24 protein-coding genes and 2 tRNA genes are annotated in these 24,757 nt (G+C 62.0%); 9 read left to right on the top strand and 17 right to left on the bottom strand.

Going from position 1 to position 24,757, the window contains the following annotated elements:
• Nucleotides 1–6: 6 nt before the first annotated feature.
• The 3 genes from sugE to rdgC all read right to left on the bottom strand — a co-directional run bounded on the left by sugE (nucleotide 7) and on the right by rdgC (nucleotide 2,453).
• Complete coding sequence (sugE, locus tag Q6A47_RS05460) at nucleotides 7–324, bottom strand: quaternary ammonium compound efflux SMR transporter SugE (protein WP_039579384.1); 318 nt, start codon at nucleotides 322–324, stop codon at nucleotides 7–9.
• Nucleotides 325–449: 125 nt separating this feature from the next.
• Nucleotides 450–1,400 carry a bile acid:sodium symporter family protein gene (locus tag Q6A47_RS05455; RefSeq protein WP_304483408.1) on the bottom strand — a complete coding sequence of 317 codons (951 nt, stop codon included), beginning with the start codon at nucleotides 1,398–1,400 and terminating at the stop codon, nucleotides 450–452.
• A gap of 132 nt (nucleotides 1,401–1,532) precedes the next feature.
• Entirely contained in the window at nucleotides 1,533–2,453 is a 921-nt protein-coding gene (rdgC, locus tag Q6A47_RS05450; RefSeq protein WP_304483407.1) for a recombination-associated protein RdgC, read from the bottom strand.
• A gap of 185 nt (nucleotides 2,454–2,638) precedes the next feature.
• Here rdgC and Q6A47_RS05445 point away from each other — a divergent pair.
• The 3 genes from Q6A47_RS05445 (at nucleotide 2,639) to Q6A47_RS05435 (ending at nucleotide 4,760) form a co-directional block, all read left to right on the top strand.
• Nucleotides 2,639–2,714: transfer RNA gene (locus Q6A47_RS05445), tRNA-Val, on the top strand.
• Nucleotides 2,715–2,727: 13 nt separating this feature from the next.
• Nucleotides 2,728–2,804 (top strand) — tRNA-Asp (locus tag Q6A47_RS05440).
• A 249-nt stretch (nucleotides 2,805–3,053) separates the two neighbouring features.
• Entirely contained in the window at nucleotides 3,054–4,760 is a 1,707-nt protein-coding gene (locus Q6A47_RS05435) for a molecular chaperone HscC (protein WP_295481067.1), read from the top strand.
• Here Q6A47_RS05435 and Q6A47_RS05430 read toward each other — a convergent pair.
• The 6 genes from Q6A47_RS05430 to Q6A47_RS05405 all read right to left on the bottom strand — a co-directional run bounded on the left by Q6A47_RS05430 (nucleotide 4,754) and on the right by Q6A47_RS05405 (nucleotide 10,492).
• The gene (locus tag Q6A47_RS05430; RefSeq protein ID WP_304483404.1) at nucleotides 4,754–7,420 is read right to left on the bottom strand and encodes a molecular chaperone DnaJ; all 2,667 of its coding nucleotides are present in this window, start codon (nucleotides 7,418–7,420) and stop codon (nucleotides 4,754–4,756) included. The genes Q6A47_RS05435 and Q6A47_RS05430 overlap by 7 nt on opposite strands.
• Nucleotides 7,417–8,109 (bottom strand): DUF1266 domain-containing protein, encoded by a 693-nt coding sequence (locus Q6A47_RS05425; RefSeq protein ID WP_029611986.1) that lies wholly within the window; start codon nucleotides 8,107–8,109, stop codon nucleotides 7,417–7,419. Before Q6A47_RS05425 ends, Q6A47_RS05430 begins: the two co-directional genes overlap by 4 nt.
• A gap of 73 nt (nucleotides 8,110–8,182) precedes the next feature.
• Nucleotides 8,183–8,959 carry a type I methionyl aminopeptidase gene (gene map, locus Q6A47_RS05420; RefSeq protein WP_039579374.1) on the bottom strand — a complete coding sequence of 259 codons (777 nt, stop codon included), beginning with the start codon at nucleotides 8,957–8,959 and terminating at the stop codon, nucleotides 8,183–8,185.
• Nucleotides 8,956–9,159, bottom strand: coding sequence for a ParD-like family protein (locus Q6A47_RS05415; RefSeq protein ID WP_029611984.1), 204 nt, complete (start codon nucleotides 9,157–9,159; stop codon nucleotides 8,956–8,958). The genes map and Q6A47_RS05415 overlap by 4 nt, the downstream gene beginning before the upstream one ends.
• Nucleotides 9,160–9,387: 228 nt before the next feature.
• A complete protein-coding gene (locus Q6A47_RS05410) occupies nucleotides 9,388–9,900 on the bottom strand; it encodes a hypothetical protein (RefSeq protein WP_304483403.1) in 513 nt (170 codons plus the stop codon).
• 100 nt (nucleotides 9,901–10,000) lie between these two features.
• Entirely contained in the window at nucleotides 10,001–10,492 is a 492-nt protein-coding gene (locus Q6A47_RS05405; protein WP_304483401.1) for a hypothetical protein, read from the bottom strand.
• Between the two features lie 374 nt (nucleotides 10,493–10,866).
• On the opposite strand from Q6A47_RS05405, the gene pcaQ reads away from it, so the two are divergent.
• From pcaQ to Q6A47_RS05380, 5 genes are all read left to right on the top strand, one after another.
• Nucleotides 10,867–11,799: a pca operon transcription factor PcaQ gene (gene pcaQ, locus Q6A47_RS05400; protein WP_039579362.1), complete on the top strand. Its 933-nt coding sequence runs from the start codon at nucleotides 10,867–10,869 to the stop codon at nucleotides 11,797–11,799.
• 178 nt (nucleotides 11,800–11,977) lie between these two features.
• Nucleotides 11,978–12,721, top strand: coding sequence for a BamJ family beta-barrel-assembly machinery protein (gene bamJ / locus Q6A47_RS05395; protein ID WP_029611980.1), 744 nt, complete (start codon nucleotides 11,978–11,980; stop codon nucleotides 12,719–12,721).
• Between the two features lie 284 nt (nucleotides 12,722–13,005).
• On the top strand, nucleotides 13,006–13,446 hold the full coding sequence (locus tag Q6A47_RS05390; protein WP_029611979.1) for a YkvA family protein: 441 nt from the start codon (nucleotides 13,006–13,008) through the stop codon (nucleotides 13,444–13,446).
• A gap of 97 nt (nucleotides 13,447–13,543) precedes the next feature.
• On the top strand, nucleotides 13,544–13,897 hold the full coding sequence (locus Q6A47_RS05385; RefSeq protein ID WP_304483399.1) for a helix-turn-helix domain-containing protein: 354 nt from the start codon (nucleotides 13,544–13,546) through the stop codon (nucleotides 13,895–13,897).
• A complete protein-coding gene (locus Q6A47_RS05380) occupies nucleotides 13,894–14,277 on the top strand; it encodes a hypothetical protein (protein WP_039579356.1) in 384 nt (127 codons plus the stop codon). Before Q6A47_RS05385 ends, Q6A47_RS05380 begins: the two co-directional genes overlap by 4 nt.
• An 18-nt stretch (nucleotides 14,278–14,295) precedes the next feature.
• On the opposite strand, the gene Q6A47_RS05375 is transcribed toward Q6A47_RS05380, so the two are convergent.
• Together Q6A47_RS05375 and Q6A47_RS05370 are read right to left on the bottom strand one after the other, a co-directional pair.
• Entirely contained in the window at nucleotides 14,296–16,047 is a 1,752-nt protein-coding gene (locus tag Q6A47_RS05375; protein ID WP_304483397.1) for a bifunctional diguanylate cyclase/phosphodiesterase, read from the bottom strand.
• A gap of 117 nt (nucleotides 16,048–16,164) precedes the next feature.
• The gene (locus Q6A47_RS05370) at nucleotides 16,165–18,246 is read right to left on the bottom strand and encodes a carboxy terminal-processing peptidase (RefSeq protein WP_304483395.1); all 2,082 of its coding nucleotides are present in this window, start codon (nucleotides 18,244–18,246) and stop codon (nucleotides 16,165–16,167) included.
• 141 nt (nucleotides 18,247–18,387) lie between these two features.
• Between Q6A47_RS05370 and Q6A47_RS05365 the strand changes: the two genes are divergently transcribed.
• Complete coding sequence (locus Q6A47_RS05365; RefSeq protein WP_304483394.1) at nucleotides 18,388–19,356, top strand: NAD(P)H-quinone oxidoreductase; 969 nt, start codon at nucleotides 18,388–18,390, stop codon at nucleotides 19,354–19,356.
• 56 nt (nucleotides 19,357–19,412) lie between these two features.
• On the opposite strand, the gene Q6A47_RS05360 is transcribed toward Q6A47_RS05365, so the two are convergent.
• From Q6A47_RS05360 to Q6A47_RS05335, 6 genes are read right to left on the bottom strand one after another with little or no spacing between them, the layout of a single operon-like run.
• Nucleotides 19,413–20,066 (bottom strand): HAD family hydrolase, encoded by a 654-nt coding sequence (locus Q6A47_RS05360; RefSeq protein ID WP_029611975.1) that lies wholly within the window; start codon nucleotides 20,064–20,066, stop codon nucleotides 19,413–19,415.
• A gap of 12 nt (nucleotides 20,067–20,078) precedes the next feature.
• Nucleotides 20,079–21,068: an ABC transporter ATP-binding protein gene (locus Q6A47_RS05355; RefSeq protein WP_304483392.1), complete on the bottom strand. Its 990-nt coding sequence runs from the start codon at nucleotides 21,066–21,068 to the stop codon at nucleotides 20,079–20,081.
• A complete protein-coding gene (locus Q6A47_RS05350) occupies nucleotides 21,065–21,862 on the bottom strand; it encodes an ABC transporter permease (RefSeq protein WP_304483391.1) in 798 nt (265 codons plus the stop codon). Before Q6A47_RS05350 ends, Q6A47_RS05355 begins: the two co-directional genes overlap by 4 nt.
• Nucleotides 21,852–22,691 (bottom strand): ABC transporter permease, encoded by an 840-nt coding sequence (locus Q6A47_RS05345; RefSeq protein ID WP_304483390.1) that lies wholly within the window; start codon nucleotides 22,689–22,691, stop codon nucleotides 21,852–21,854. The genes Q6A47_RS05350 and Q6A47_RS05345 overlap by 11 nt, the downstream gene beginning before the upstream one ends.
• Entirely contained in the window at nucleotides 22,688–23,494 is an 807-nt protein-coding gene (locus Q6A47_RS05340; protein ID WP_304483389.1) for an alkaline phosphatase family protein, read from the bottom strand. Before Q6A47_RS05340 ends, Q6A47_RS05345 begins: the two co-directional genes overlap by 4 nt.
• A 55-nt stretch (nucleotides 23,495–23,549) precedes the next feature.
• Nucleotides 23,550–24,614 carry an ABC transporter substrate-binding protein gene (locus tag Q6A47_RS05335; RefSeq protein ID WP_304483388.1) on the bottom strand — a complete coding sequence of 355 codons (1,065 nt, stop codon included), beginning with the start codon at nucleotides 24,612–24,614 and terminating at the stop codon, nucleotides 23,550–23,552.
• Nucleotides 24,615–24,757: the final 143 nt, after the last annotated feature.

Raw genomic sequence — 24,757 nt, 5'->3', positions numbered from 1 at the left:
TGAGGGTCAGCTAGCGCTGACCTTCAGGCCGATCAGGCCGGCGACGATCAGCGCGACGCTGACCAAGCGCACCAGCGCCATGGATTCGCCGAACAGGATGATGCCAGCGATGACCGTGCCCACTGCGCCGACGCCGGTCCAGATGGCGTAGGCAGTGCCCAGCGGTAGTTCTTTCATGGCCAGTCCCAGCAGGCCAAGGCTGACCGCCATGGCCGCAACGGTCAGGGCAGTGGGCAGGGGGCGAGTGAAGCCGTCGGTGTACTTCAGGCCGACGGCCCAGCCGACCTCGAACAGGCCGGCGAAGAACAAAATGATCCAGGACATGATGGGTCTCCATCGTTGCGAGATGGGGCCGTCCCCGGAATGGTCACGCAGTGCGTCGTGAGGTCGTCCTCACCGTGCGCACTATGGTGCACATCTGGCGGTTGCCGGGCAAGAGGCCTGCCCGGTCACCGCTGGACAGAGGTTTGATCGGGCGCTTCCATGCGCCTGAACCAGGTCGAAAGCAACGCCCCGGAAATGTTGTGCCACACGCTGAACAGTGCGCTGGGCACCGCCGCCAGGGGCGAGAAGTGTGCAGCCGCCAGTGCTGCGCCCAGCCCCGAATTCTGCATGCCCACCTCCAGCGCCAGTGATTTGCGCTGGGCCAACGGCAGTTTGCACAACTTGCCGGTCAGGTAACCGAGCAGGAAGCCGAAGCTGTTATGCAGGATCACCACCGCCATGATCAGCAGGCCGGACTCGGCGATCTTCGCCTGGCTGGCGGCCACCACCGCGCAGACGATCATCACGATGCTCACCACCGACACCAGCGGCAGCACCTGAACGGCCAACTGGACCCGCGCGCCGAGCAGCTTCTGCGCCATCACGCCGAGCACGATGGGCAGCATCACCAATTGCAGAATCGACCAGAACATGTCCATGAACGAGACCGGCAACCAGGCCGAGGCCAGCAGCCAGATCAACGCTGGCGTCAGCAGCGGGGCGAGCAGGGTGGTGACCGCCGCGATCGCGACCGCCAGCGCCAGATCGCCCTTGGACAGCCAGACCATCACGTTCGATGCGGTCCCGCTCGGGCAGCAGCCCACCAGAATCACGCCCACCGCGATCTCCGCTGGCAAGTGGAACAGTTGGCACAGCAACCAGGCCATGCCCGGCATGATCACGAAATGCGCCACCACCCCGAGCGCCACCCGCCAGGGCTGGCGGGCGAGGGCGGCGAAGTCGTCCAGCTTGAGGGTCAGCCCCATGCCGAACATCACCAGCCCCAACAGCGGCACGATGGCCACCTTGAGTGCGATGAACCACTGCGGTTGCAGAAACGCCAGGCAGGCGAACAACAGCACCCACAGCGCAAAAGTGTTGCCGACGAAGCGGCTGAGGGCGGCGAGCGCACGCATGGGGGGGAACCTCCGGAGGGGCAGCGGCAAGCTTTTAGCTGCAAGCTGCAAGTAAAAGCGGTGCCCGTGAGAGCACCGCCGTATCGCTTTTGATCTTTCTTGCAGCTTGTAGCTCGAAGCTTGCAGCTGCTTTTAGACTCCCTGGGGAATCTCTTCGCCGCCGAGGGCTTCGAACAGCTGCGGGAGGAATTCGTTGAGGGTCATCATCATCAGCAGGAAGCTGGCATCGAACTGCTGTTGGGCTTCGTCGCCGCCGTCCTGTTCGGCCTGCTCCTGCAGCAACTCCTCGAACTTCAGGCGCTTGATCACCAGCTTGTCGTCGAGCACGAACGACAGCTTGTCCTGCCAGGCCAGAGCCAGTTGCGTCACCAGCTTGCCGGTGCTCAGGTGCAGCTGGATTTCCTCGCTGGCCAGGTCCTGGCGCTTGCAGCGCACGATGCCGCCGTCTTCGGCGGTGTCGCGCAGCTCGCATTCGTCCAGCGGATAGAAGCCTTCGGACGGTTGCTGCGACTTGACCCAGTCGGTCATGGTCGCGCTTGGGGCGATCTTCACCGTGGCCGGGCGCACAGGCAGCGAGCCCATCACTTCGCGCAGGGTCGACAGCAGGTCTTCGGCGCGCTTGGCGCTGGCCGAGTTGACCAGAATCAGGCCCTGGCGCGGGGCGATGGCAGCGAAGATCATCGAGCGGCGGATGAAGGCACGCGGCAGGAAGGCCTGGATGATCTCGTCCTTTATCTGGTCGCGTTCCTTCTTGTAGACCTTGCGCATCTGCTCGGTCTCGATTTCCTCGACCTTTTCCTTCACGGCATCGTTGACCACGCTGCTGGGCAGGATGCGTTCTTCCTTGCGCGCGGCGATCAGCAGGAACTCACCGCTGACATGCACCAGGGGCGCGTCTTCGCCTTTGCCGAAGGGGGCGACGAAGCCGTAGGTGGTCAGCTCCTGGCTGGCGCATGGGCGGGCCGGTTTGCTGGACAGTGCCGCTTCCAGTGCCTCGGCCTCGAAGGGAACATCCTGGGTGAGGCGGTAGGTCAGCAGGTTCTTGAACCACATGGGGGGAAAGCTCTCCTTAATGCATAAGGCGGGCATTATTCTCCGAGCGGTGCTCGCAGGCCAACCCTGTCACAGGGCCAGTAGTCACTTATTCCTAGGTCATTGAAAGATCAGAAAAAAAATTTGAAAAAAGTGCTTGCCAGGGTGAAGGGTCGTCCGTAGAATGCGCGCCACACCGAGATGAAGGGTGATTAGCTCAGCCGGGAGAGCATCTGCCTTACAAGCAGAGGGTCGGCGGTTCGATCCCGTCATCACCCACCACTCGATGTATAGCGCAGCGGTAGTTCAGTCGGTTAGAATACCGGCCTGTCACGCCGGGGGTCGCGGGTTCGAGTCCCGTCCGCTGCGCCATATTCCAGCTTCCAGGGCCCACTGAACACCCGGAAGCAGCAAAGAAAGCGACCTTAGGGTCGCTTTTTTTGTGCCCGTCGTTTTTCCAAGTCGGTTTCGCGCGGGTTTCAGCCCGGCGCGCCCCCTTGCCTGAAGTCCGATTGCATCTTCGCCTTCAACTCGCGGTCCCATTAGGTCAGAATCTCCCGCTACGCCGGATGCCGCCAGCAGGCCGCGCGCCCGGCTCTCCTTTGCCAGCAGAGACCGACCATGCAGGATGCCAGCTCCTCTCCAACGCCCGTCGAATCCGCCCCCTTGCTGGGTATCGACCTGGGTACCACCAACAGCCTCATTGCCGTCTGGCAGGACGGTAAAGCACAGCTCATCGCCAACGCCGTGGGCGAGGTGCTGACGCCCTCGGTGGTCAGTGTCGATGAAGACGGCAGCATCTTGGTGGGCAGTGCCGCCCGTGCCCGCCTCACCACCCATCCCCATCGCACCGCCGCAGCGTTCAAGCGGTTCATGGGCAGTGACAAGCGTTTCGAACTGGGCGAGCACCGCTTCACGCCGGAAGAGCTGTCGGCCCTGGTGCTCGGCTCGCTCAAGCAGGATGCCGAGGCCTATCTCGGCTGCCCGGTGAGCGAGGCCGTGATTTCCGTGCCGGCCTACTTTAGCGACGAGCAGCGCAAGCGCACTGTGTTCGCGGCCGAGCTGGCGGGGCTGAAGGTGCAGCGCCTGATCAACGAGCCGACGGCTGCCGCCATGGCCTATGGTCTGCACGAACAGAAGTTCGAGCGCACGCTGGTGTTCGACCTGGGGGGCGGCACCTTCGATGTCACGGTGCTGGAGTACGCCTTGCCGTTGATCGAAGTGCATGCCTCCACTGGCGACAACTATTTGGGTGGTGAAGATTTTACCGATGCGCTGCTCAAGGCGTGCCTGAGCGATTGGCAACTGACGCTGGAGAGCCTTGAGCCTCAAGCGCTGGCGAGCCTGCACGATGCGATCGAGCAACTGAAGCGTGACATTGGCGAGGGTAGCCTGACCCTGACCTGGAATGGCGACGGTCAAGCCCGCGAGTGGCTGCTCGACCAGACGCGCTTGCAGTCGATCTGGGCGCCGTTGCTGGCGCGCGTGCGCACCCCCATCGAACAGGCGCTGCGCGACGCGCGGCTCAGCCCGCGCGAGCTGGACAGCCTGGTGCTGGTGGGGGGCGCCACGCGCATGCCGCAGATCCAGCAATTGGTGGCCAAGCTGTTCGGTCGGCTGCCTTATCGCCACCTCGACCCCGACACCATCGTCGCCCTGGGCGCTGCCAGCCAAGCGGCCTGCAAGGCCCGCGACGCGGCGATCGACGAACTGATCCTGACCGACGTGTGCCCCTATACCCTGGGTGTCGCCTCGTCCCGTGGCGAAGAAGTGTCCGGCGCCTTCACCCCGATCATCGAACGCAATACCGTGATCCCCACCTCGCGCGTGCAGCGCTTCTACAGTACCCATCCGGAGCAAAAGGTGGTGCGCATCGCGGTGTATCAGGGCGAGCGTCCCTGGGTGCGTGACAACATCCTGGTCGACAGTTTCGAAATTCCGCTGCAGCCCACCGGACAGGTGCAGTCGCTGGACGTGCGCTTCAGCTACGACATCAACGGCCTGCTCGAAGTCGACGTGACCTTCCTCGAAACCGGGCACAAGCACAGCCACAGCATCGACCGCAGTCCCACGGGCCTGGACAGCGAGGCGCGCCAGGCCAGCCACGAGCGCCTGGCACGCCTGAAGATCCACCCGCGCGATGCCTTGCCCAATCGCACCTTGCTCGCGCGGCTAGAGCGGGCCTGGATGCAGAGCCTGGGCGATGAGCGCGACCTGATCGGCAGTTGGCTGGACGCGTTCAATGCGGTGCTGGCCGGCCAGCAGGCGGCAGAGATCAGTCGTCAACGCCTGCAGTTGAGCCAGGCGCTGGACGAGTTGCGTTACTGAGCGTTGAGATGGCGAAGGGCGACTTGCAGCCCTTCGCTGAGCTGTGCGGGATCGTCCGGCGGCGGGCCGTAGCGGTTGGCCAGCTTGTCGCCGGGCACCACCATCAGCGCGGCAGGCGCGAAGGGCGCGAATCGGCAGATCGCCAGGACACCGATCAACATCGGCACGCCTTGGCCCAGGTCACGCAGGCGCCGTAGCACTGAAGTCAGAATCAACAAGACCGCGACCACCCATAGCTCTGGCAGTTTGGCCACCGCGGTCAGCACCGCACCGCCCATCAAGGCGACGAAGCAGTGCGCGACGAAGTCGCTGCGGCTGATACGGCTGTTCAGTCGCCAGAAGGCCCAGGAGGGCGCCTGAGGCTCGCGCGCCGCCGCGGCAAGGTGGCCTTCGGTACGCGCCAGCAACGCCATGGCGGCGCAGCGCAGGCCGGTGTCCTGATCGGCATCGTCCTTGGCTTTTTGCAGCCGCATCAAATCGACGGTGCGCGGCGGTTTGGCGGATTTCACCAAGGTGTTGAAGGCACTCACCAACGTCTTGAGCAGTTTGCCGTCCAGTTTTTCCTCACGCTCGATCACCTTATAGGGCAGGCGCGGGACGTTGCCGGCGATCAGGCCTGTGCGCAGTGTGCCGACCCAGGCAGCGCTGCCGCCCAGCGTGTCCAGGCGTGCACGTAGCCAGGTACGTTGCTCGCTGTCCAGCGCGGGGCTGTGATAGAGGGTTGCGCACAGCAGCAGCTCCCCCACCGGGTGTTCTTCCAGTACGTCGGTACTGCCTTGGTAGCACTCGAACAGATTGATCGCGCCCGGCAATCGAGTGCTGGCGAAGGCGTAGGCCAGGTAATGCAGGGGGGGGGCCATCAGCGCCTGCACCGGATCGCGCTCGTCCAGGCAGCGCAGCAAGGCGTTGTTTTCCTGGAACAGCGCCGGGGTGGACAGCAGCAGGCGATGGGTGCGGTAGAACGGATGCTCGGTCGCGTACTGCAGTTGACCTGGCAACTTGGGCGTGATCATGTCCAGCCAGCGCTGGGGCTGAGCGATGGTGGCCAGCATGAACAACTGCTGGCGATGCCAGTCCCACTGTGCAGCGCCCTCAGCCATCGGCGGCAGTTCGATGCCGTGGCGCGCCATGTCGTTCATTACCCGCATACCGAATGGCACCGTGAACATGCGGCGCATGTCGAACGCCTCGTTCAAGCGCTCCAGCGCTTGCGGCGAATACACCCGCATGCGTCGCAGCCATTCACGGCAGACCGGGTGCAGTGCCGGCTGCTTGAGCGCCTCTGGGAAGACCGCCCCGTGGTGTGCTGATGCGCAAAACGCTACCAGTGCACGTACCACCGGTGAATGCTCGAGCCAGTGCAATTGCTGTGCGGCCTGACGCTGAAAGCCTTCGAGGATGAGGTCATCGAGCGGATCGCCGCTGGCGGGCTCATCGAGCAGGCTGCGCAGCAGCCCGGATTCGCCACGTTGCAGTGTCCAGGCCTGCCAGTAGCGGCGCTGCAACAGGCGATCTTCCTGGTCGGCCAGGAGCCAGGCCAGCGGTGGCAATTCATCGTCACCGTCCAGGCGCCAATCGATGAACGTGGCGGCGAAACCCTCCAGCTTCAGGCGCGAGGCCTCGGACCAGCGCGCCAGGGTTTGTGGTGATTGCGCGGGACAGCCGCAGGCCTGGGCGGGATCGGTCAAATCCTCGGGCCAGCTGTGCGGCAGGCTCTGCTGATCCAGCGCCTGGATCAACAACGGCAGGCGTTGCGGTTGATAGCCTGCGCACAGGTCGAGCAACCACCGCTCGGCCTCTGGATGCCGGTGTTCACGCCACAGCCGCAGCCAGCCATTGAGTGCCTGTTCCTCGGCGCCCAAGGCGCTGGCTTGGCGAGCGAGCAGGTACAGCACATCGACGTCGTCTGGCGCCATTTCGTGCTGCTGCTGCAAGCGCGCATGCAGCGTTCGGCTGCCAATCCCGGCCTGACTGAACTGCAGGGTCAGGCGACTCACCAGGTCTTCGTCGGCCGGGAAACCGACGCAAGTGTGGCAGTCGGCGAACTGGGTGTACTCGAACAGCGGGCGTTCCTGGTGGTAGTAGCCAAGGCTGCGGAAATACCAGAGCGTTTCCAATTGCGCCGCGGGTGACCAGTCGCGGATCAGCCGAGTGTCGAAGGGGTCGGGCTCCTCGATACGCTGCAAGAAGGCGGCGACGTCCTGGGCCTCTTCTGGCGGCAGGCGCAACAGTTGCTCGGCCCAGCCCAGCCGCGTGGCCAGCAGACGTACGCACTGGTAGGCGATCGGACCGCAATGGCGCAGCCGGTGCAGCAACTGCCAGTTGAGGTCGTCGAGTTGCTCCAGCGGCAGTTCGTCGAGCTGGCCGATGTAGTCCAGCCAAGCTTGCGGTTCGTAGCGACGGGTCGAGTCTTCGAGCAGCGCCTGGAAGGCGTCGAGGGCCTCGTTGTCCGGCGCGACCTCGTCATTGGACTGCGCGGCTTGTGCGTTTTCGACGTGCTCGCGTGCCAGGCGCTGGGCCTCTTCATAGGCCGCGCGCAGGGCCTGGAAGCCTTCCGGGTCGGTCTCCGGATGGTGCGTGGGCAGGCGGCTGCGGTAGGCCAGACGGATGGTGTCCAGGTCCTGGGTCGGTTCGATACCCAGGCGAATCCAGCAGCTCATGACCAGCAATCCTCTTCCAGGGTCGTGGGGCGTTCAGGCTCGTCGATTGGCAATTCCCACGGCAAGTCGGCGAGCAATTCGTGGGCGCCGATGCGCAGGTTCAGGACGATGCAGCGGTTCCAGTGCTCGCTGCCCTGGCGCTCCAGGTCGGCGGCGAAGGTGGCATCGCTGCTGTCGGACGCGTTCCATAACGCTTTGCCGAACAGATAACCGGCGATGTAGGTGTTCCAGCGGTTGTAGTAGTGGCGGGCGCGCAGAGCCAGGCGATAGTGCAGGTAGAGGCTTTCTTCGCGGCTGATATGCCCCTTCTTGACCCCGGCGCGCAGCAGAAAGCTCATGCGTCCGAGGTCCCAGGCCCGCGTACCGCCCGGGCCGCAGTCGGGGAAGGTGCGTGCCGCATATTCGTACTTGACCCGGTCGCGAGCCGGCAGTGTCTCCAGCAGCGCTTGCCACTGGCTGGGCAGGCACCGCTGGAACTGCCAGTAGGCATTGCTCAGTTCACAGGCATGGCCGTTGTCGGCCATGCTGAGCACGTCCAGCAACTGGGCACGGGTAGTGATACCCCAGCCGCTTTCCAGGTCGGTCTGATCATCGCCCTCGAAATAGTCGGGGGCGGTGAAGCTGGCGCCGTTGAGCGCGGCCATGGGGGCGGAGAGGGCGTGCAGCCAGTGCTGGGCGGATTCGTCCATGAGCGGGTCCGAAGCTGAAGTGTTGCGGGAATTGTAGGGAGGTTGAGTCCAGCTGAGCAATGCGCTGGGCGTCTCAGCGCTCCGCTTCCTCGGCGCGCAGTGTCAGCACCTCGTAGCCTTGGTCCGTCACGGCCACGGTATGTTCCCACTGCGCCGATAATCCGCCATCGCGGGTGATCACTGTCCACCCATCCTTGAGGGTTCGGGTGCCGCGTGCGCCTTGGTTGATCATCGGCTCGATGGTGAACACCATCCCCGGTTGCAATCTCATGCCCATACCGCGCTGACCGTAATGCAGCACTTGCGGCGCTTCATGCATCTGTGTGCCGATGCCGTGGCCGCAGTACTCGCGCACCACGCTGTAGCCGGCGGCTTCGGCGAATTGCTGGATGGCGTGGCCAACATCGCCCAAGGTGGCGCCGGGTTTGACTTGCTCGATGCCCTTCCACAGCGCCTGATACGTGGTGTCGACCAGGCGCCGGGCGTCGTCGCTGATCGCGCCGATGCAGTACATCTTCGAAGAGTCGGCGATGTAGCCACCTTGTTCGAGGGTGATGTCGACGTTGATGATCGAGCCTTCCTGCAGCACTTCATCCTTGTTCGGCATGCCATGGCAGACCACCTGGTCGACCGAGGTGTTCAGCGCATAGGGAAAGCCATACTGGCCTTTGCTGGCCGGGCGCGCCTTGAGGGTATCGACGATGAATGCTTCGGCGCGATCGTTGATCTGCAGGGTGGTGACGCCCGCGCGGATGAAGCCGTCGAGGTCAGCGAAGACGCGTGCCAGCAGCTCGCCTGCACGGCGCATCAGGGCCAACTGGTCGGCGTTCTTGAGGATTGGTTTGCTCATTGCAACAGCTCCTTGAGCGTGGCGTGTTCCTGGCGCAGCAATTGGCGCACGAGTTCGGGGTAGGTCGCCTCGGGATGCAGCTCGGCCAGCATGCCGATGCGAATCCAGTGCTCGGCCTGGGCGTTGATCGAACGTGACATCGCGCCGCTGGCGATGCGCAGGTCTTCGTGGAGGTGGTCGCAGATCTTGACGATGCCCATGGGGAGTTCTCGGTATGAAACGTATATGGATCATATAGCGAGGGATGCGGGTGTGTCACGCTTCCTTGTCCACAGCCCTATACCTTGACGATAGGCTCTGAAACTCATTTTTAGAGACCTGCGGCTTCGCGAAGTTTTAAAAATTTAAAAGTACGGGTCTGAGCCTGACTTCGAGCTTTCGCTTGAATACCTGTCGCGGTCTATCGATAAACTCGAGAGGTGGTGTATTTACGTCGAAAAGGAATAGCGATAGCGGCTGGCAAGTAGTTCAACGTAGCTATCATATCCCGCCACCAAATAGTGCTTGAGCTCAAGGAAATTTGCTGGATCATAGATTGCACGTTTTTCCATGAGCCAATCTGAGTTGGTGACTTGGTAAAATTTTGGGTCAGGGTGTGTGACTGTTTTTTTCCAGTATTCTAACTCGTCATCTTTGATGCCTAGTATTTGATATTTTAAATGATTTGACTCGTAAAAGTTGAGGGTGATGCAGCGTAGCTCAGCGACATTTTCGAACGCTAAATTAGTAATTGAATGTGTTCCATTTTTATGGTCATGGAGACGCTGGGCTTCGATTTCCAGTCGTACATCGCCCGCTTCATTGTAGGTGGCTGTTAAAAAATTAGTATCGATAGTGAATTCTATTTTCTCAGGGGTAAGCTTTATCATTTTGTAGGCGCTATTTTTATTCGCAGACAAGGGGTGTGTAACGATTACTACGCCATCTTTGTCACGGTTCAAGTCTGCGGATCTGGAGTTTTTAATTCTTAAAGCCCTCGGCAAGAGGTCGTGATACGTATTGGTAAAGAGCAAAAAATCCATATCAATAATATTTTGTGAGTCACTGCGAGTTTGCTTGATCGTTTGTTGTTTCAGTGAGGTATAGAAAATCCTCAAACACTATTTTAATTGTGGCGTCCTCGAATCTTATTTCGTGCTGAAATGTTTTGGTGGGTTCTAGAATAATGACTTCATCAATTATGAGATCTCCGTGCGTGGAATGATTGGCCGGCCATGCTGTGGTGTTCTTCTCAATTGAGTAACTAGAAGTGTTGTAGTAGTGAAGCTTAAGGGTGTTTCTGTAGGCGCCGGCGAGAATAATAGTAATATTGTTGAGGGTGCGCTCCTCTTTTTCATACTCTTCCACAGTGAGAGTATGTAACCGTGCATCATGCAGGCATCTGCGATCAGAAGGGTCATAATGCCACGGCTCACTCATGAACTCGTATAGGGCAGGAGGGAGCAGTTGCTTCACGCTTTCGACGTACGCGCCATAGGCGCTACTGTCTAAGCTATAGCCAGAGCGGGTTTCACGGAGTTTGATTATCTTCATAGCTAAAGTTCGCATCCAGATAGCCCAGAGGCCCTGATTGATTGGGTATTCCTGTACGGCTCTTTTACTGCCGAGAGTACCTTCAGGTAGCTAACCGTTAGTCTTGCGTAGCTGATCCACTGCTAGCCCGTTGAACGTGGTGAAACAGTGATGCCGACGATCTTCGCCGCCTCGGTCAGGGCGCTGGTGAGCTCTGCCATCAGGGGGGATGCAGTATCCGGTCATCCTTGCGGACAGCGTGCAGGTTGCCGATGGAAACAGCACCCTACAAAGCTACCCCCGTCGCAGCAAGTCGAAGTGTCCGAAAATGCGATCGGATCGATGAGCGCGGGCGGTAGCTTGCAGCCGCGCACCGCGTGGTTAAACTGCCGTGCATGAACCTCGATACCCGCATCAAATATCGCCACCTGCTGTGCTTCCTCGAAATCGCCCGCCAGGGCAGCCTGGCCCGTGCTGCCGATGTGCTGGCGATCAGTCAGCCGGCAACGTCCAAGACTCTCAAGGAGCTCGAGGATCTGCTCGAGGCCCGACTGTTCGAGCGCAATCGCCAGGGCGTGGAGCTGACAGCGGCCGGGGTACGCTTCATGCGTCACGCCGGGCCGAGTGTGCAAGCGCTGCGCGAAGGCATCGGCAGCGTCCGTGGCCAGGCACGCATGCCTTCTCGGTTGCGCATCGGTGTGCTGTCGACGGTCGAGGGGTTGTTGATGCCGGAGGTGTTGTGCCGTCTGCATCGACGACACGAGGCGCTGGTGATTGATGTGGTCACCGGTGCCAGTGCCCAGTTGCTGGGGCAATTGCACCTGGGCGAACTGGAACTGGTGGTGGGGCGCATGACGGACAGCCCGCAGATCCAGGGGCTGTCGTTCGAGCACCTGTACAGCGAGTCCATGAGCCTGGTGGTGCGTCCCGGCCACCCCTTGCTGGCGCGCCAGATGCTGGACAGGGCAGGGGTGGGCAATTGTCCGCTGGTGCTGCCGCCCACCGGCACGACGATCCGCCAGCATGCCGACAGCCTGTTCGTGCAGTGCGCCATCGATCTGCCGCCGCAGCGTCTGGAAACCCTGTCGCTGGCCTTGAGCCGACGCTACGTGCTGGGCAGCGATGCGGTCTGGGTGGCGCCGCGCGATGCGGTACTGATCGATCTGCGCCGTGGCGAACTGGTGGAGCTCGACCTGGGCCTGCGCGAACCGGGCGGCTCGGTGGGTATCTGCCGCAACGCCGCCATGACGCAGAGCTCGCTGGCGCAATCATTATGCGAAGCGTTGCGTGAAGTAGCGGGTGAGTATCGCGAGGGTCGCTATCCCTGAAGCGTGGGTTTCCCAACCTGCTCGAGGCTGCATCTGGCCGATGCAGATGAAGATCCTGACATCCAGGAACTTCCCGCCGCAAACCCGCTCCTATGCCGGTAGCCATTGGTCATGGCCGCCTGCTAAGCTCGCGGCCTTTACCCCGATTGCCCTTATGGCGCATGAACAAGGAAATAGCATGAAACAGCATCGTTTGGCGGCTGCGGTTGCCCTGGTAGGCCTGGTCCTGGCTGGCTGCGACGCTCAGACCAGCAACGTCGAGCTGAAGACCCCAGCGCAGAAAGCCTCTTACGGCATTGGCCTGAACATGGGCAAGAGCCTGGCGCAGGAAGGCATGGATGACCTGGACTCCAAAGCCGTGGCCCTGGGTATCGAAGATGCGGTTGCCAAGAAAGACCCTCGCCTGAAGGACGAAGAACTGGTCGAAGCCTTCACTGCCCTGCAGAAGCGCGCTGAAGATCGCCTGGCCAAGGCCAGCGAGGAAGCGGTTGCCAATGGCAAGAAGTTCCTCGAGGAAAACGCCAAGAAGCCAGGCGTAGTCACCACCGCCTCGGGCTTGCAGTACGAAGTGATCAAGAAGGCCGATGGCCCTCAACCCAAGCCGACCGATGTGGTCACCGTCCATTACGAAGGCAAGCTGATCGACGGCAAGGTCTTCGACAGCTCCGTCGAGCGTGGCAGCCCTATCGATCTGCCGGTCAGCGGCGTCATTCCTGGCTGGGTCGAAGGCCTGCAACTGATGCACGTCGGCGAGAAGTACAAACTTTACATTCCGGCTGACCTGGCCTACGGCGCGCAGAGCCCAAGCCCGCTGATCCCGGCGAACTCGGTACTGGTCTTCGACCTCGAACTGCTGGGCATCAAGGACCCGAGCAAACTCGACGCCGAGCCGGCTGCACCGGCCGAGGCACCTGCCAAGTAAACTGGCACCGGTTGTCTCTGGACGCCCCGTTTCGACGGGGCGTCTTCGTTTTCGGCGCCTGCCCGAAGCGAACACCCTGGCGGAGACACTGTCTGAGCTTGCATGTGCCTTGCCATGGCAGGCTGACGTGAAAACGCCACTCACCTGAAACAGTTGTGTAAAAAACGCCCGATCCAAGCGCAACCCTTGCCCCGTGGGCGTGCGACGCGCTTGAGAGGCGCCCTGTTCACAAGGTTATCCACAATAAATGTGGATAACCTTTCTGCCCCAGCATTGGAGGCTTCATGCGCGCACCTTGGAATTTCGCCCGGTTCATGCCACTGGCCGAGCGCCTGCTCAGCCGCGGCCGTCTGCCCGCATTGTTGTTTGCCGTGGCGCGCAAAGGGCCGAAGCTGGGCCATTTGCGCGAGGATCTGCGGCTGATGCAAGGGCTGTGTCTGGCGTGGTGGCGGGGCGAGTACCGTGCGGTGAGCCCCAAGGCACTGGTGACCATCGTCGCTGGCCTGCTGTATTTCGTCAGCCCGCTGGATGCGATTCCCGATTGGATCGTGGGGGTGGGGTTTCTCGATGACATCGCCGTGCTGGGCTGGGTGATGAAGACGGTGGCCGATGAACTCGCCCGCTTCAAGGCCTGGCGCGACAGCCAGTCGCCTGAGCGTCTGCGTGTGGTCGAGCGCCTGCCTGATACCCCTGAAGCGCTGCGCCTGGAGCGTACGCGCAACTGAATCGGTGCGAAATGCACAGATCTCAGCGCTTAGGTCATATAATTGACAGATTGGCATAAGGGTTATGCCGAGCAATTACATGCCTAAGGGGGGTTGTATGGGTGTTCAGGTCATCAGTCGAGACGGTCAGCCCGAGTATGCGGTCATTCCCTGGGCTGACTATCAAGCGCTGCGCGAGGCGGCTGGCCAGGCCCCCATTGCAGCCGATGAGCCCGCCCGTGCAGCCTGCCCACCTCCTGATACCGCGCAAAGCGCCAGCCTGCCCAGTCTGGGTGAGCTGGCGCAGTTGCGTCAGGCCAAGGACCTTGCGCCTGAACAACTGGCGCGCAGTGTCGGTATCAGTCCGTCTTATCTGGCCATGATCGAATCGGGTGAGCGCGTGCCGGACGCGGCGATTCAGCGCAGCCTGGCCTGGCACCTGGGCATCGCTGGCTGGAGCGAGCCGTCATGAGTCAGGTCAGGATCAGCCGCCAGCAGTGGCAGAACCTGCTGGCCGAGCTCGACCTGGCCCGACGACAACGTCACCTGCTCACCTACCGGGCGCTGCTCGAACGCTTGCAGTTGCCCAGCCCTGCCATGCAGACCCTGACCGCCGCGCTTGAGTACCTGGCGCTGCTCGATGCTCGTGCCGAGCAACCGCTGCGCAGCTCGTTGGTCATCAGTCAGGGGGCCAGTCGCCTACCGCGCACCGGTTTCTTCGAATGTGTAGAGCGTCTGGGACGGTTTTCCGGACCGGTCGACGGCATGGAAGCCGCGTCCTGGCATGCGTCTGAAGTGGTGCGAGTGTTCGAGTTCAGCTATCCCGAAACAACCGCCACGCAGCGGGATTGATCGTCCTGCGGACCGCTACTATCTGCCGGTGTCGATCAAGCTGAGACTGGGGCCAGCCGTATCCTTGGCTTGCCGCTTGGCCTGAGAAGCCAGGTCGGCCAGTTGCGCCGCATCCAGCCCCTCGCAACGCTCCGGCCGCAGCCACACCACGCCGATCGACAGCGACAGCAAGGCGAAGGTCTCACGTTGCCCCTGGCGGTTATGGGCGATGAAGCAGCCCGCCTGCAGATGCTCATTGCGGTAGAAGCGCTTGCATTCGCCCAGAAAGCGCTCGATCAGGTGCTCCAGGCGGGGGCGCCAATCGGGGGTGCCGAGCACCAGCATGAAATCGTCGCCGCCAATGTGGCCGACGAAGTCCTGATTTGGGTCGACGCAGTCGCTCAGGCACTGTGCCAGGCACAACAGCACCTCATCCCCGCGTGCGTAGCCATAGATGTCGTTGAAGGGCTTGAAGCTGTCGATGTCCACGTAGCACACCGCCGCCGCTCGTTGTTGCTCCAGCAAGCGTGCAAGGCACTGCTGGATCGGCACGTTGCCCGGTAGCAGGGTGAGTGGATTGGCATAACGCGCCTGCTGGATTTTCTGTTCAGTGATCAACTTGAGCACATCGATGACCCGGCCCAGGCCCTTATACCGACCGCCCTGGGTAATGATGAAGTCTTCTTCGATGCGCTGGCGGGCGCGGCTGGTCAGCAGGCGACTGACCTGTTGCAACGATTGGCTGCGCTCGACGGCGAGGAAGTCCTCGCTCATCAGCCGGCTGATCGGCTTGCGCGCGAACAAGTCGGTCGCGAAAGGCTTGAGCAGTACATCGGCCAGCGAGTGACGGTGCACGATCCCGCGTGGCTGACCGTGAGCATCCAGCACTGCCAGGGAGTTGAGGTTGGCCTGGCGGCGGAAGGCTTCAAGCACCTGTTGGGTCGGTGTATCGAGGGCCACAGCGGGCTGAGCGATCAGTAATGCCACCAGGTCGGTGCTTTCCTCGCCTACCACCAGCGCGTCTTGCTGACGTTGCGGCAACAGGCCCTGCGCATCGCGAGGAGGAAATTCCTGTGGACGGCCCAGCAGGTAACCTTGCAGCAGATCGACGCCCATTTCGGCGAGTACCGTCAGCTCTTCTGCCAACTCGATGCCCTCGGCGATCACCTGGGCGCGCGACGCCCGGGCAATCTGCAGAATGGAGCCGACGAACTCGCGCTTGAGCGGGTCCTGGTGGATGCCATCGATGAAGTGGCGATCGATCTTCACGTAGTCCGGTCGTAATTCCGACCACAGACGCAGGCTGGAGTAGCCAGCGCCCAGGTCGTCCAAGGCGATGGAAAAGCCCATGTCGCGATAGTGGTGCAGGGCGTTGAACAGCAATTGGAAGTCTTCAGTGGGCGTTTGCTCGGTCAGCTCGATCACCACTTGGCTCGGATGCAGGCCAACCTGTTCGAGCATTTCCAAGGTGCGCCCGGAGGGGTGATGCGGTTCGAGCAGCGATTCGGGAGAGACGTTCAGAAACAGCTTGCCTTCCAGGCCCAGCTCGCTGAATCGGCGGCAGGAGTTCTTCCGGCACAACACCTCCAGCTCGCTCAGGCGCCCGGCCTGGCGGGCGATGGCGAATAGATTCAAGGGCGAGTGCAGCGGGCTGTTGGACGGGCCGCGACTGAGCGCCTCATAGCCGAGCATGCGTCGCTCCGAGAGGCAGATGATCGGCTGGAACAGGCTGTGGATACTGCGTTGAGCCAGGATGGCACTCAAGGCACTGAGCTGTTCGGTGACGGTCATGGAGGGCTTCCTGAAAATGGTAGGGCCGGACGTCTGTGACGTCCGGCCCTACCATTTCACGACAGCGCGATGACTGTTTGATGACAGATCAGGTCAATCTGCCATCAGTGCCATCATTCATTTTTTCGCCACTTGAGCGCTCAGCCGCAGATAGTCGAGCAGGATGCGTCCGGTTTCTGCCAGGTAGGCGTCGTCTTCTGGCTTGGAGTCGTCCTTCTCCTCTGGAAGGGCGTCTTCATCGACCTTCTTCAGTTCCTTGAGCGGCTCTTCGCCCTTGGCCTTGCGCCGGGCGTTTTCCAACGCCAGTTGCTTGGCTTCGATGGCATCGTGCTGAGCACGGCGGTCCTGCTCATTGAGGCTGACGGTCTTCTCGTTCATCAACTGCTGTGTCAGCGCCAGGCGATCGCGGATGTAGGTGAACTCGGCGTCCTTGACGCTACGCGCGTCATGCTGAGCCTTGAGCTGGGCCAGGAACGGTTTGAACGGATCGGCCGCCGGCTTGACCACAGGGCGGATGGTGTCCCACGGCATGGCCTCGGGCAGGGCGCTCTCGCCGATTTCCTTGGTGTCGATGATCGACGGGTAATCGATGTCCGGCAGCACGCCCTGGTGTTGGGTGCTCTGGCCGGAAACCCGATAGAACTTGGCCAGGGTCAGCTTGAGCTCGCCATGATTGAGCGGCTGGATAGTCTGCACGGTGCCCTTGCCGAAGGTCTGACCACCGATGATCAGCGCCCGGTGGTAGTCCTGCATGGCACCGGCGAAAATCTCCGAAGCTGAGGCCGAGAGACGGTTGACCAGCAGCGCCAGCGGGCCTTTGTAGAAGGCACCGGGATTTTCGTCCTCGAGAACGTCGACTCGGCCATCGCTATTGCGCACCAGCACGGTCGGACCTTTGTCGATGAACAGACTGGTCAGTTCGGTGGCCTCCTGCAACGAGCCGCCGCCGTTGTTGCGCAGGTCGATGACCACACCGTCGACCTTTTCCTTCTGCAATTCGGTCAACAGCTTCTTCACGTCGCGCGTGGTGCTCTTGTAGTTCGGATCACCGGCACGATAGGCCTTGAAGTCGAGGTAGAACGCCGGGATCTCGATGATGCCAAGCTTGTAGTCGCGGCCATCCTGCTTGAGCTTGAGCACCGACTTCTTCGCGGCCTGCTCTTCGAGCTTGACCGCTTCGCGGGTGATCGAGACGATCTTGGTGGTCTGGTCGTTCGGCGCGTTGCTCGCCGGAATGATCTCCAGGCGCACCACCGAGCCTTTCGGTCCACGGATCAGCTTGACCACTTCGTCCAGGCGCCAGCCGACCACATCGACCATTTCCTTGTTGCCCTGTGCCACGCCGATGATCTTGTCGGCAGGGGAAACCTGCTTGGTCTTGGCAGCGGGGCCGGCCGGCACCAGGCGCACGATCTTGACCTGGTCGTTGTCGCTCTGCAGCACCGCGCCGATGCCTTCGAGCGACAGGCTCATGTTGATGTCGAAGTTCTCGGCACTGTCGGGCGACAGGTAATTGGTGTGCGGGTCGTAGGACTGGGCGAAGGTGTTGATGTAGGCCTGGAAGATATCCTCGGCGCGGGTCTGGTCCAGACGCGCGAGCTGATTCTTGTAGCGCTTGATCAGGGTTTCCTGGATCTGCTTCAGGTCCTTGCCCGCCAGTTTCTGACGCAGCACTTCGTCTTTGACGCGTTTGCGCCACAGGTCGTCCAGCTCGGCCTCGGACTTGGGCCACGGGGCGTCCTTGCGGTCGACCAGCAGGTCTTCCTTGACGGTGAAGTCGATCTTGTCGACGCCCTTGTCCAGCATGGCCAGGGCGTAGTCCAGTCGCGCCTTCACCCGGTCAAGGTAGCGCTTGTAGATGGTGAAGCCAGGGTCCAGGTTGCCGTTCTTGAGGAAGTCGTCGAACTGCGTCTTCCACTTGTCGAACTCGGCGATGTCACTGGCCATGAAGTAGCTGCGCGAGGGATCGAGCAGCTTGATGTAACTGTCGTAGATGATGACCGAACGGGCATCGTCCAGCGGTGGCTTGCTGTAGTGGTGGCGCTTGAGCAGCTCGACCACGTTGAGACTGGCGACGACTTCGTCACGGTCCGGCTGCAGGCTGTCCCATTTGTTGGCGGCGGCCGCATTGCCACCGAGCGTGAGGCTGCCCAGGCCGATGACCAGGGCGAGTGCGGAGCTGGGGAGGAAATGCTTCATGCTGATTCGACGTGGGGGCAATTGATCACGCATAGTAGGCCGTCTTTTCCTTTCACCGGTTCCATGAAACCGGCTCGATACTGCAAAAAACCCGGGATGCGATGAGCCCGGGTTCAGTCATGACTCAACTATGGAGGCACTGTGAAGGCATTGCAAGGCGTTGACGGGCATGTAGCCTGGGTCCAGGCGCAGCGTCCCGTGTGTGATGCGGGGCAGGTACGCATTCGTGTTGCGGCGGCAGGGTTGAACCGCGCCGATGTGCTGCAAAAGGCCGGGCACTACCCGCCGCCCCCAGGTGCGAGTCCGTATATGGGGCTTGAGTGCGCTGGGGTGATCGAGGAGATCGGTGCCGGTGCTGGCGCTGACTGGCGCGTGGGCGACCGCGTGTGTGCGCTGCTTGCCAGTGGCGCCATGGCCGAGGAAGTGGTGGTCGACGCACGCCATGTGCTGCCGGTGCCCGAGGGCCTGAGCCTGCACGAAGCGGCGGCAATCCCCGAAGTGTATGCCACGGCCTGGCTGAACATCTTCCAGCTTGGTGCGTTGAAGGCGGGCGAGAAAGTGCTGGTGCATGCTGGCGCCAGCGGCGTCGGCTCGGCGGCGATCCAATTGTGCAAGGCGTTCGGCAGCCCCGTGTGGGTTAGTGTAGGGTCGCAGGATCGTCTGGACTACTGCCAGGCGCTGGGTGCTGCGGGCGGTGTGGTGCGTAATCAGAACCTGGATGCGCTCGAAGCCCTGGGGCCTTTCGATGTGGTGCTCGATCCGGTCGGTGCCAGCTACGGCGCGCTCAATCTCAAGGTGTTGGCGCGCGACGGGCGCTGGGTGATCATCGGCCTGATGGGCGGACGTCAAGTCGAGATGGACCTGGCGCAGGTGCTGGGCAAACGCCTGCAGATCACCGGTTCGACCCTGCGCAATCGCGACGATGCGTTCAAGGGCGAGTTGCTGCGCGAGTTGCGTCAGCAGGTCTGGCCACTGTTCAGCGAAGGGCGACTGTCGGCGCAATTGGTCGATACCTATCCGGTCGAGTTCGCCGAGGCGGCCTACCAGGCGCTTGAAGGCAATCAGGTGTCGGGCAAATTGGTGATGGTGATCGATCCGACGTTGGTCTGAGACTCACGCTGGCCCAGGCTTGGGTCTGCACCGCAGCCCCAAGTCCAGGCACCCGCTCATGCCCAGTTCAGCACCGGCCAGCCCTTGGCCTCGGCCTGCTTGCGCAGTTCCGTATCGGGGTTCACCGCATACGGGTGATCGACTTTCAGCAGCAGCGGTAGATCGTTCCTGGAGTCGGAATAGAAGCTGGCGCCTTCCAGATTCTCCTGTTCCTGGTCCAGCCACTCCAGCAAGCGTGTGATCTTGCCTTCACGGTAGGTCAGCACCCCATGGGTGCGCCCGGTATACACGCCGTTGACGGCCTCCAGCTCGATGGCCAGAAACTCATCGACGCCCAATCGCGCGGCGATCGGCCCAACCAGATGGGTGCCAGACGCAGAAATGATCAGGATGCGATCGCCATTGTGGCGGTGTTCGGCGATGCAGCGGCAGGCGTCGCCATAAATGATCGGTTCGATCACGTCCTCGACCCACGGCTCCACCAAGTGTTCGACTTCCTCCAGCGTGCGCCCGGCGATCGGCTCCAGGCTGAACGCCATGTAGTCCTCCATCTGCAACTGACCCTTGCCATAGGCGTCCATCAACTCACGGTCGCGTCGCAGGAAGGCCTCGCCATCGACCCAGCCCAGCCTGGCCATCTGCGCGCTCCATAACGACGCGCAATCGCCATGGATCAGGGTCTCGTCCAGATCGAAAATTGCCAATGCCATGCCTGAATCTCCTTAAGCCACTTCACGTAGTGCGGCGGGATCGAACGACAGCGTCACCCGCTGGCCGTCGGCATAGAGGTTGGCGGATGAGCGATTGAGTACGTCCACCACGACCTCCACGCCGCGTGCCTCGACACGATAACGGATCACGTTGCCCAATAGGCTGTGACTGCGGATCTGGCCGTCCAGTTCGCCCTCCAGCCCCAGGCTGATCGATTCCGGGCGAATGGCCAGGCGCGAGCCGATCGGACGTTGCAGCAGACGGCTGGCACTGTCGGCATCGAGCAGGTTGTAGTTGCCGATGAAGCCGGCCGCGAACAGGTCCACCGGGGCCGTGTACAGGGTTTCGGCGTCGCCGCTCTGGACGATGCGCCCCTGGTTCATCAGGACGATGCGATCCGACAAGGTCAGCGCTTCTTCTTGGTCGTGGGTGACGAACAGCGTGGTCAGGCCCAGCTCGCGCTGGATGGCCCGGATCTGCTCACGCAGGTGCTTGCGGATGCGTGCGTCCAGCGCCGACAACGGCTCATCGAGCAGCAACAGACGTGGACGGGTGACCAGTGAGCGGGCCAGCGCCACGCGTTGGCACTGGCCGCCGGAGAGCTGGTGCGGATAACGACCGGCGAAGGTGGTCAGTTCCACCAGCTCGAGGGCCTCGCGCACACGCACCTGGCGCTCTTCGGCCTTGACCTTCTGCATGCGTAGCCCGAAGGCCACGTTCTGTTCGACGGTCATGTTGGGGAACAGCGCGTAGCTCTGAAACACCATGCCGATGCCACGCTTCTGCGGACTCAGCGGCACGATGTCCTGGCCGTCGAGCAGGATGCGTCCGCCATCGACCGGGGTCAGCCCGGCGATGCAGCGCAGCAGGGTGGATTTACCACAGCCCGAAGGACCGAGCAGGGTGACGAACTCGCCACGCTCGACCGTGCAATCGATGTTCTCGAACACTGTGCTGCCGGCATAGCGCTTGTGCAGTTGCTGGACGCTGACGAAGCTCATCGGGCTTTATCCTTGTTCAAACGGTTGGCGACCCAGGTCAGGACCAGGACGAAGGCAAAGTAGGAGATCACCAGGGCGCTGTTGTAGTGACCGCTGCTGTTGCGCATGTTGTTCAGGTACACCTGCAGGGTTTCGTAGCGAGTGCCGACCAGCAGGTTGGCGAACACGAACTCACCGAACAGGAAGGAGAACGACAGCAGCAGGGCTACCAACAGGCCTTTGCGCAGGTTTGGCAGCACCACCGTCAGGGCCGCGCGCAGTGGGCTGGCACCGAGCAGTTGTGCGGCGTCCATCAAGTCGCGCAGGTTGATCGCCTGCAGGTTGTTGGTGATGGCCCGGTACATGAAGGGCAGCGCGATGGTGAAATAGCAACCGATGAGAATCCACGGGGTGCCGACCATGGCCATCGGCCCGCTGCCGTACAGTTGCAGCAGCCCGACCGAAGACACCACCGGCGGAACTGCGAAGGGCAGCAGGATCAGGATGTTCATCAGCGCGTCGAGCCTGGGAAAGTGGTAATGCACCACGAACAGCAGGGGCAGGATCAGCACGACCGACAGCACCAGCGCACCGATACAGACCAGCAGCGATTGGCCGAACGCGGCGAGAAAGCGCGGCTCACTCCACAGCTGCACATACCACTTCAAGGTCAGCCCGCTGGGCTGTAGCGTGGCCGACCAACTGGTGGCCAGCGAGTAGAGCAGGGTGCCGGCCAGCGGCAGCAGCAGGATCAGGAACAGCAGGTAGACCACCGTGCGGTGGTACCAGCCGCCATGTGGGGTATCAACGCGCATGGTAGCTCCTTTTCAGCAGCCATTGATGGACCATCGTGACCAGGGTCATGAGCCCCACCAGCACCATGGCCAGGGCGCTGCCCAAGTTGGGATCGAGAGTGATGTCGCCAGCGACCAGCGCGGCGATGCGAATCGGCAGCACATTGAAGTTGCCGGTGGTCAAGGCGTAGACCGTGGCGTAGGCGCCCAGCGCATTGGCCAGCAGGATCACGAACGTGCCCAGCAGCGCCGGGGTGAGAACCGGCAGGCCGATGTGCCGCCAGAACTGCCAGTGGCTGGCACCCAGCAGGGCGGCCGACTCGCGCCAGTCTTCACGCAAGGCGTCGAAGGCTGGGTAGAGCAACAGCACCCCCAGCGGGATCTGGAAGTAGGTGTAGACGATGATCAGGCCGGTGCTGGAGTAGATGCTGAAATCGTCCAGCAAACCAATCTCCTTGAGCGCCAGGGTCAAGGCGCCGTTGAAGCCGAGCAGGATGATGAAGGCGAAGGCCAGGGGCACGCCGGCGAAGTTGCTGGTCATGTTGGCGAAGGCGCTGACGAAATCGCGCAGGCGCGAATCGACCTGGCGCAGGGAGTAGGCGCCGAGGGCGGCGATGACGATACCGAACAGGCTCGACCAGAAGCTGATCTGCAGGCTGCGCTCGATGGCCTGGAGGTAGAACTTGGAAGTGAAGATCTTGCTGAAATTCTCCAGGCCCCATCCGCCTTCGCCTTGCAGGCTGGCAATCGCCACCCAGACCAGCGGGGCGATCTGGAAGACGATGAAGAACACGGCGAAGGGTAACAGGCAGAGCAGGGCCAGGTAGCGGCCGCGGTGGTTGGCATTCACTTGAGCAACTCCCGACACAACGGTTTGTCATGGGCCGCGCCGAGCAGCTCGCAGAGCGTGCCACACAGTTCGGTCTGCAGGGGCTGGGCGGCGGGATCGAGGCTGAAGGCGTCACCGAAGACGAACAGCGGCACCTCGCGCTCCTCGGGCAGCAGGCCATTGTGCGAGCGGTCGTTGTTCATGCCGTGATCGGCGGTGACCAGCACCTGGTAGCCTTCGGCGAGCCATTGCGGCAGGTAGTCGGCCAGCAGCACATCGGCGCTTCTCGCCGCATTGCGGTAGTGGCTGCTGTCCAGGCCATGTCGGTGACCGGCGTCGTCGATGTTCATCGGATGCACCAGCAGGAAATTCGGTGCGTGCCGGCGGCGCAGGTATTCGGCATCGGCCAGCAGATGAGAGTCGGGGTAATGGTCGGCGTAATAGAACAGCCCGTGCTGGATCGGCAGTTCCGGCGCCTCGGTGTGACGGTCTCGCACGGGCTCGAAGGGAGAACGGTTGTACAGTTCGCTGACCCAGTGGTAGGCCGCCGCCGCGGTCCTGAGGCCCGCTTGGCGCGCGTAATGAAACACGCTGAGCTGGTTGGACAGACGGCTGACCTGGTTGTGCACGATACCGCTGTCGATCGGCGCGACACCGGTGAGAATGCACTCGTACAGTGGTCGGGACAGTGAAGGCAGCTCGCATTTCAAGCGATACAGCGCGGCGCGGTCGGCTTCGACGTAGGCATGCAGGTGGCCCATGGCATGGTGCGCGACGTGGTAATTGAGGCCGTCGAGCAGGACCAGGATGACGTTGTGGCTCACTTCAGTACTCCGCACAGGAACGGGGAGGGCGATGCCCTCCCTGTCGGGCTCAGCCTCACTTCATCTCGATGATGACCTGCTCCTGCCACTTCTGCGGCAGGCCCTTGGAGGTCTTCTCCCAGGCTTCGGCGTTCTCGATGGGTTTGGCAGCCTTGTACTGCTCGTTGGGCAGCAGCTTGGCCTGCACGTCCTCCGGGAGCTTCAAATGCTCGGCACGGATCGGGCGGGCATTGCCCTTGGCGAGGTTGATCTGGCCGGCGTCGCTGAAGATGTACTCACGCGCCAGTTTGGCGGCGTTGGGGTGCTTGGCGTACTTGTTGATGATCGTGGTGTAGCCGGAGATCACCGAGCCGTCCTGCGGAATCAGCACCTCGAAGCGCTTGGGGTCGATCTGCTCGCGGTAGCTCAGGCCGTTGAAGTCCCACACCACACCGACTTCGACTTCGCCCTTCTCCAGGGTCTGGATGGTCGGGTTGGCCAGCGACAGGCGCCCTTGCTGGGCGAGCTTGATGAACAGTTGCAAGCCTGGCTCGATGTTGGATTCGTTACCTTTGAAGGCGATGGCCGCCGCCAGCACGCCATTGGCGGCCTGTGCAGCCGTGCCGACGTCACCGATGGCGACCTTGTACTTGCCCTTCTCAAGATCTTTCCAGGTCTTGGGCCGTTCCTCTTCCTTGACCAGATCCTTGTTGATGATGAAGGCGATGGTGCCGGTATAGGCCAGGGCCCAGTGACCGTCCTTGTCCTTGGCCCATTCCGGCACCTGATCCCACGTGCTCGGTTTGTAGGGTTGGGTCACGCCCTTGGCCGCCGCGATGGGGCCGAAGGCGGCGCCGACGTCGCCGATATCGGCGCTGGCGTTGTCTTTCTCGGCGTCGAACTTGGCGATTTCCTGCGCTGAGCTCATGTCGGTGTCGCTGTGCTTGAGGCCGTACTTGCTGGCTAGATCATCCCAGGTGCCTTTCCAGTTGGCCCAGGCATCGGGCATGCCCACGCTGTTGACCGTGCCTTCCTTGCGGGCGGCTTCTTCCAGGCTGTTGAGGTCGGTATCGGCGGCCATGGCCGTGGTGCACAGGGCGATGGCCGAGCCCAGCAGTGACGCCATGAAGAACTTTTTCATCCGAAGCTCCTAGGGTGGGGTGCCTTGCAATCGTGGTGATAGACCTTGTTGTGTCTGCGGTTGATGCAGGCCTTGCTGCACAGGGTTGGTCTAGGTCAGCAAACCTTGCGCCAAGGTAGGCGGCGTGCATGACAGTTTGATGT

Source organism: Pseudomonas boreofloridensis, assembly GCF_030580795.1.
GTDB classification, from domain to species: Bacteria; Pseudomonadota; Gammaproteobacteria; order Pseudomonadales; family Pseudomonadaceae; genus Aquipseudomonas; species Aquipseudomonas boreofloridensis.
The sequence above is the reverse complement of the archived record's forward strand: the minus strand, read 5'-3'. Positions and strand labels throughout refer to the sequence as shown.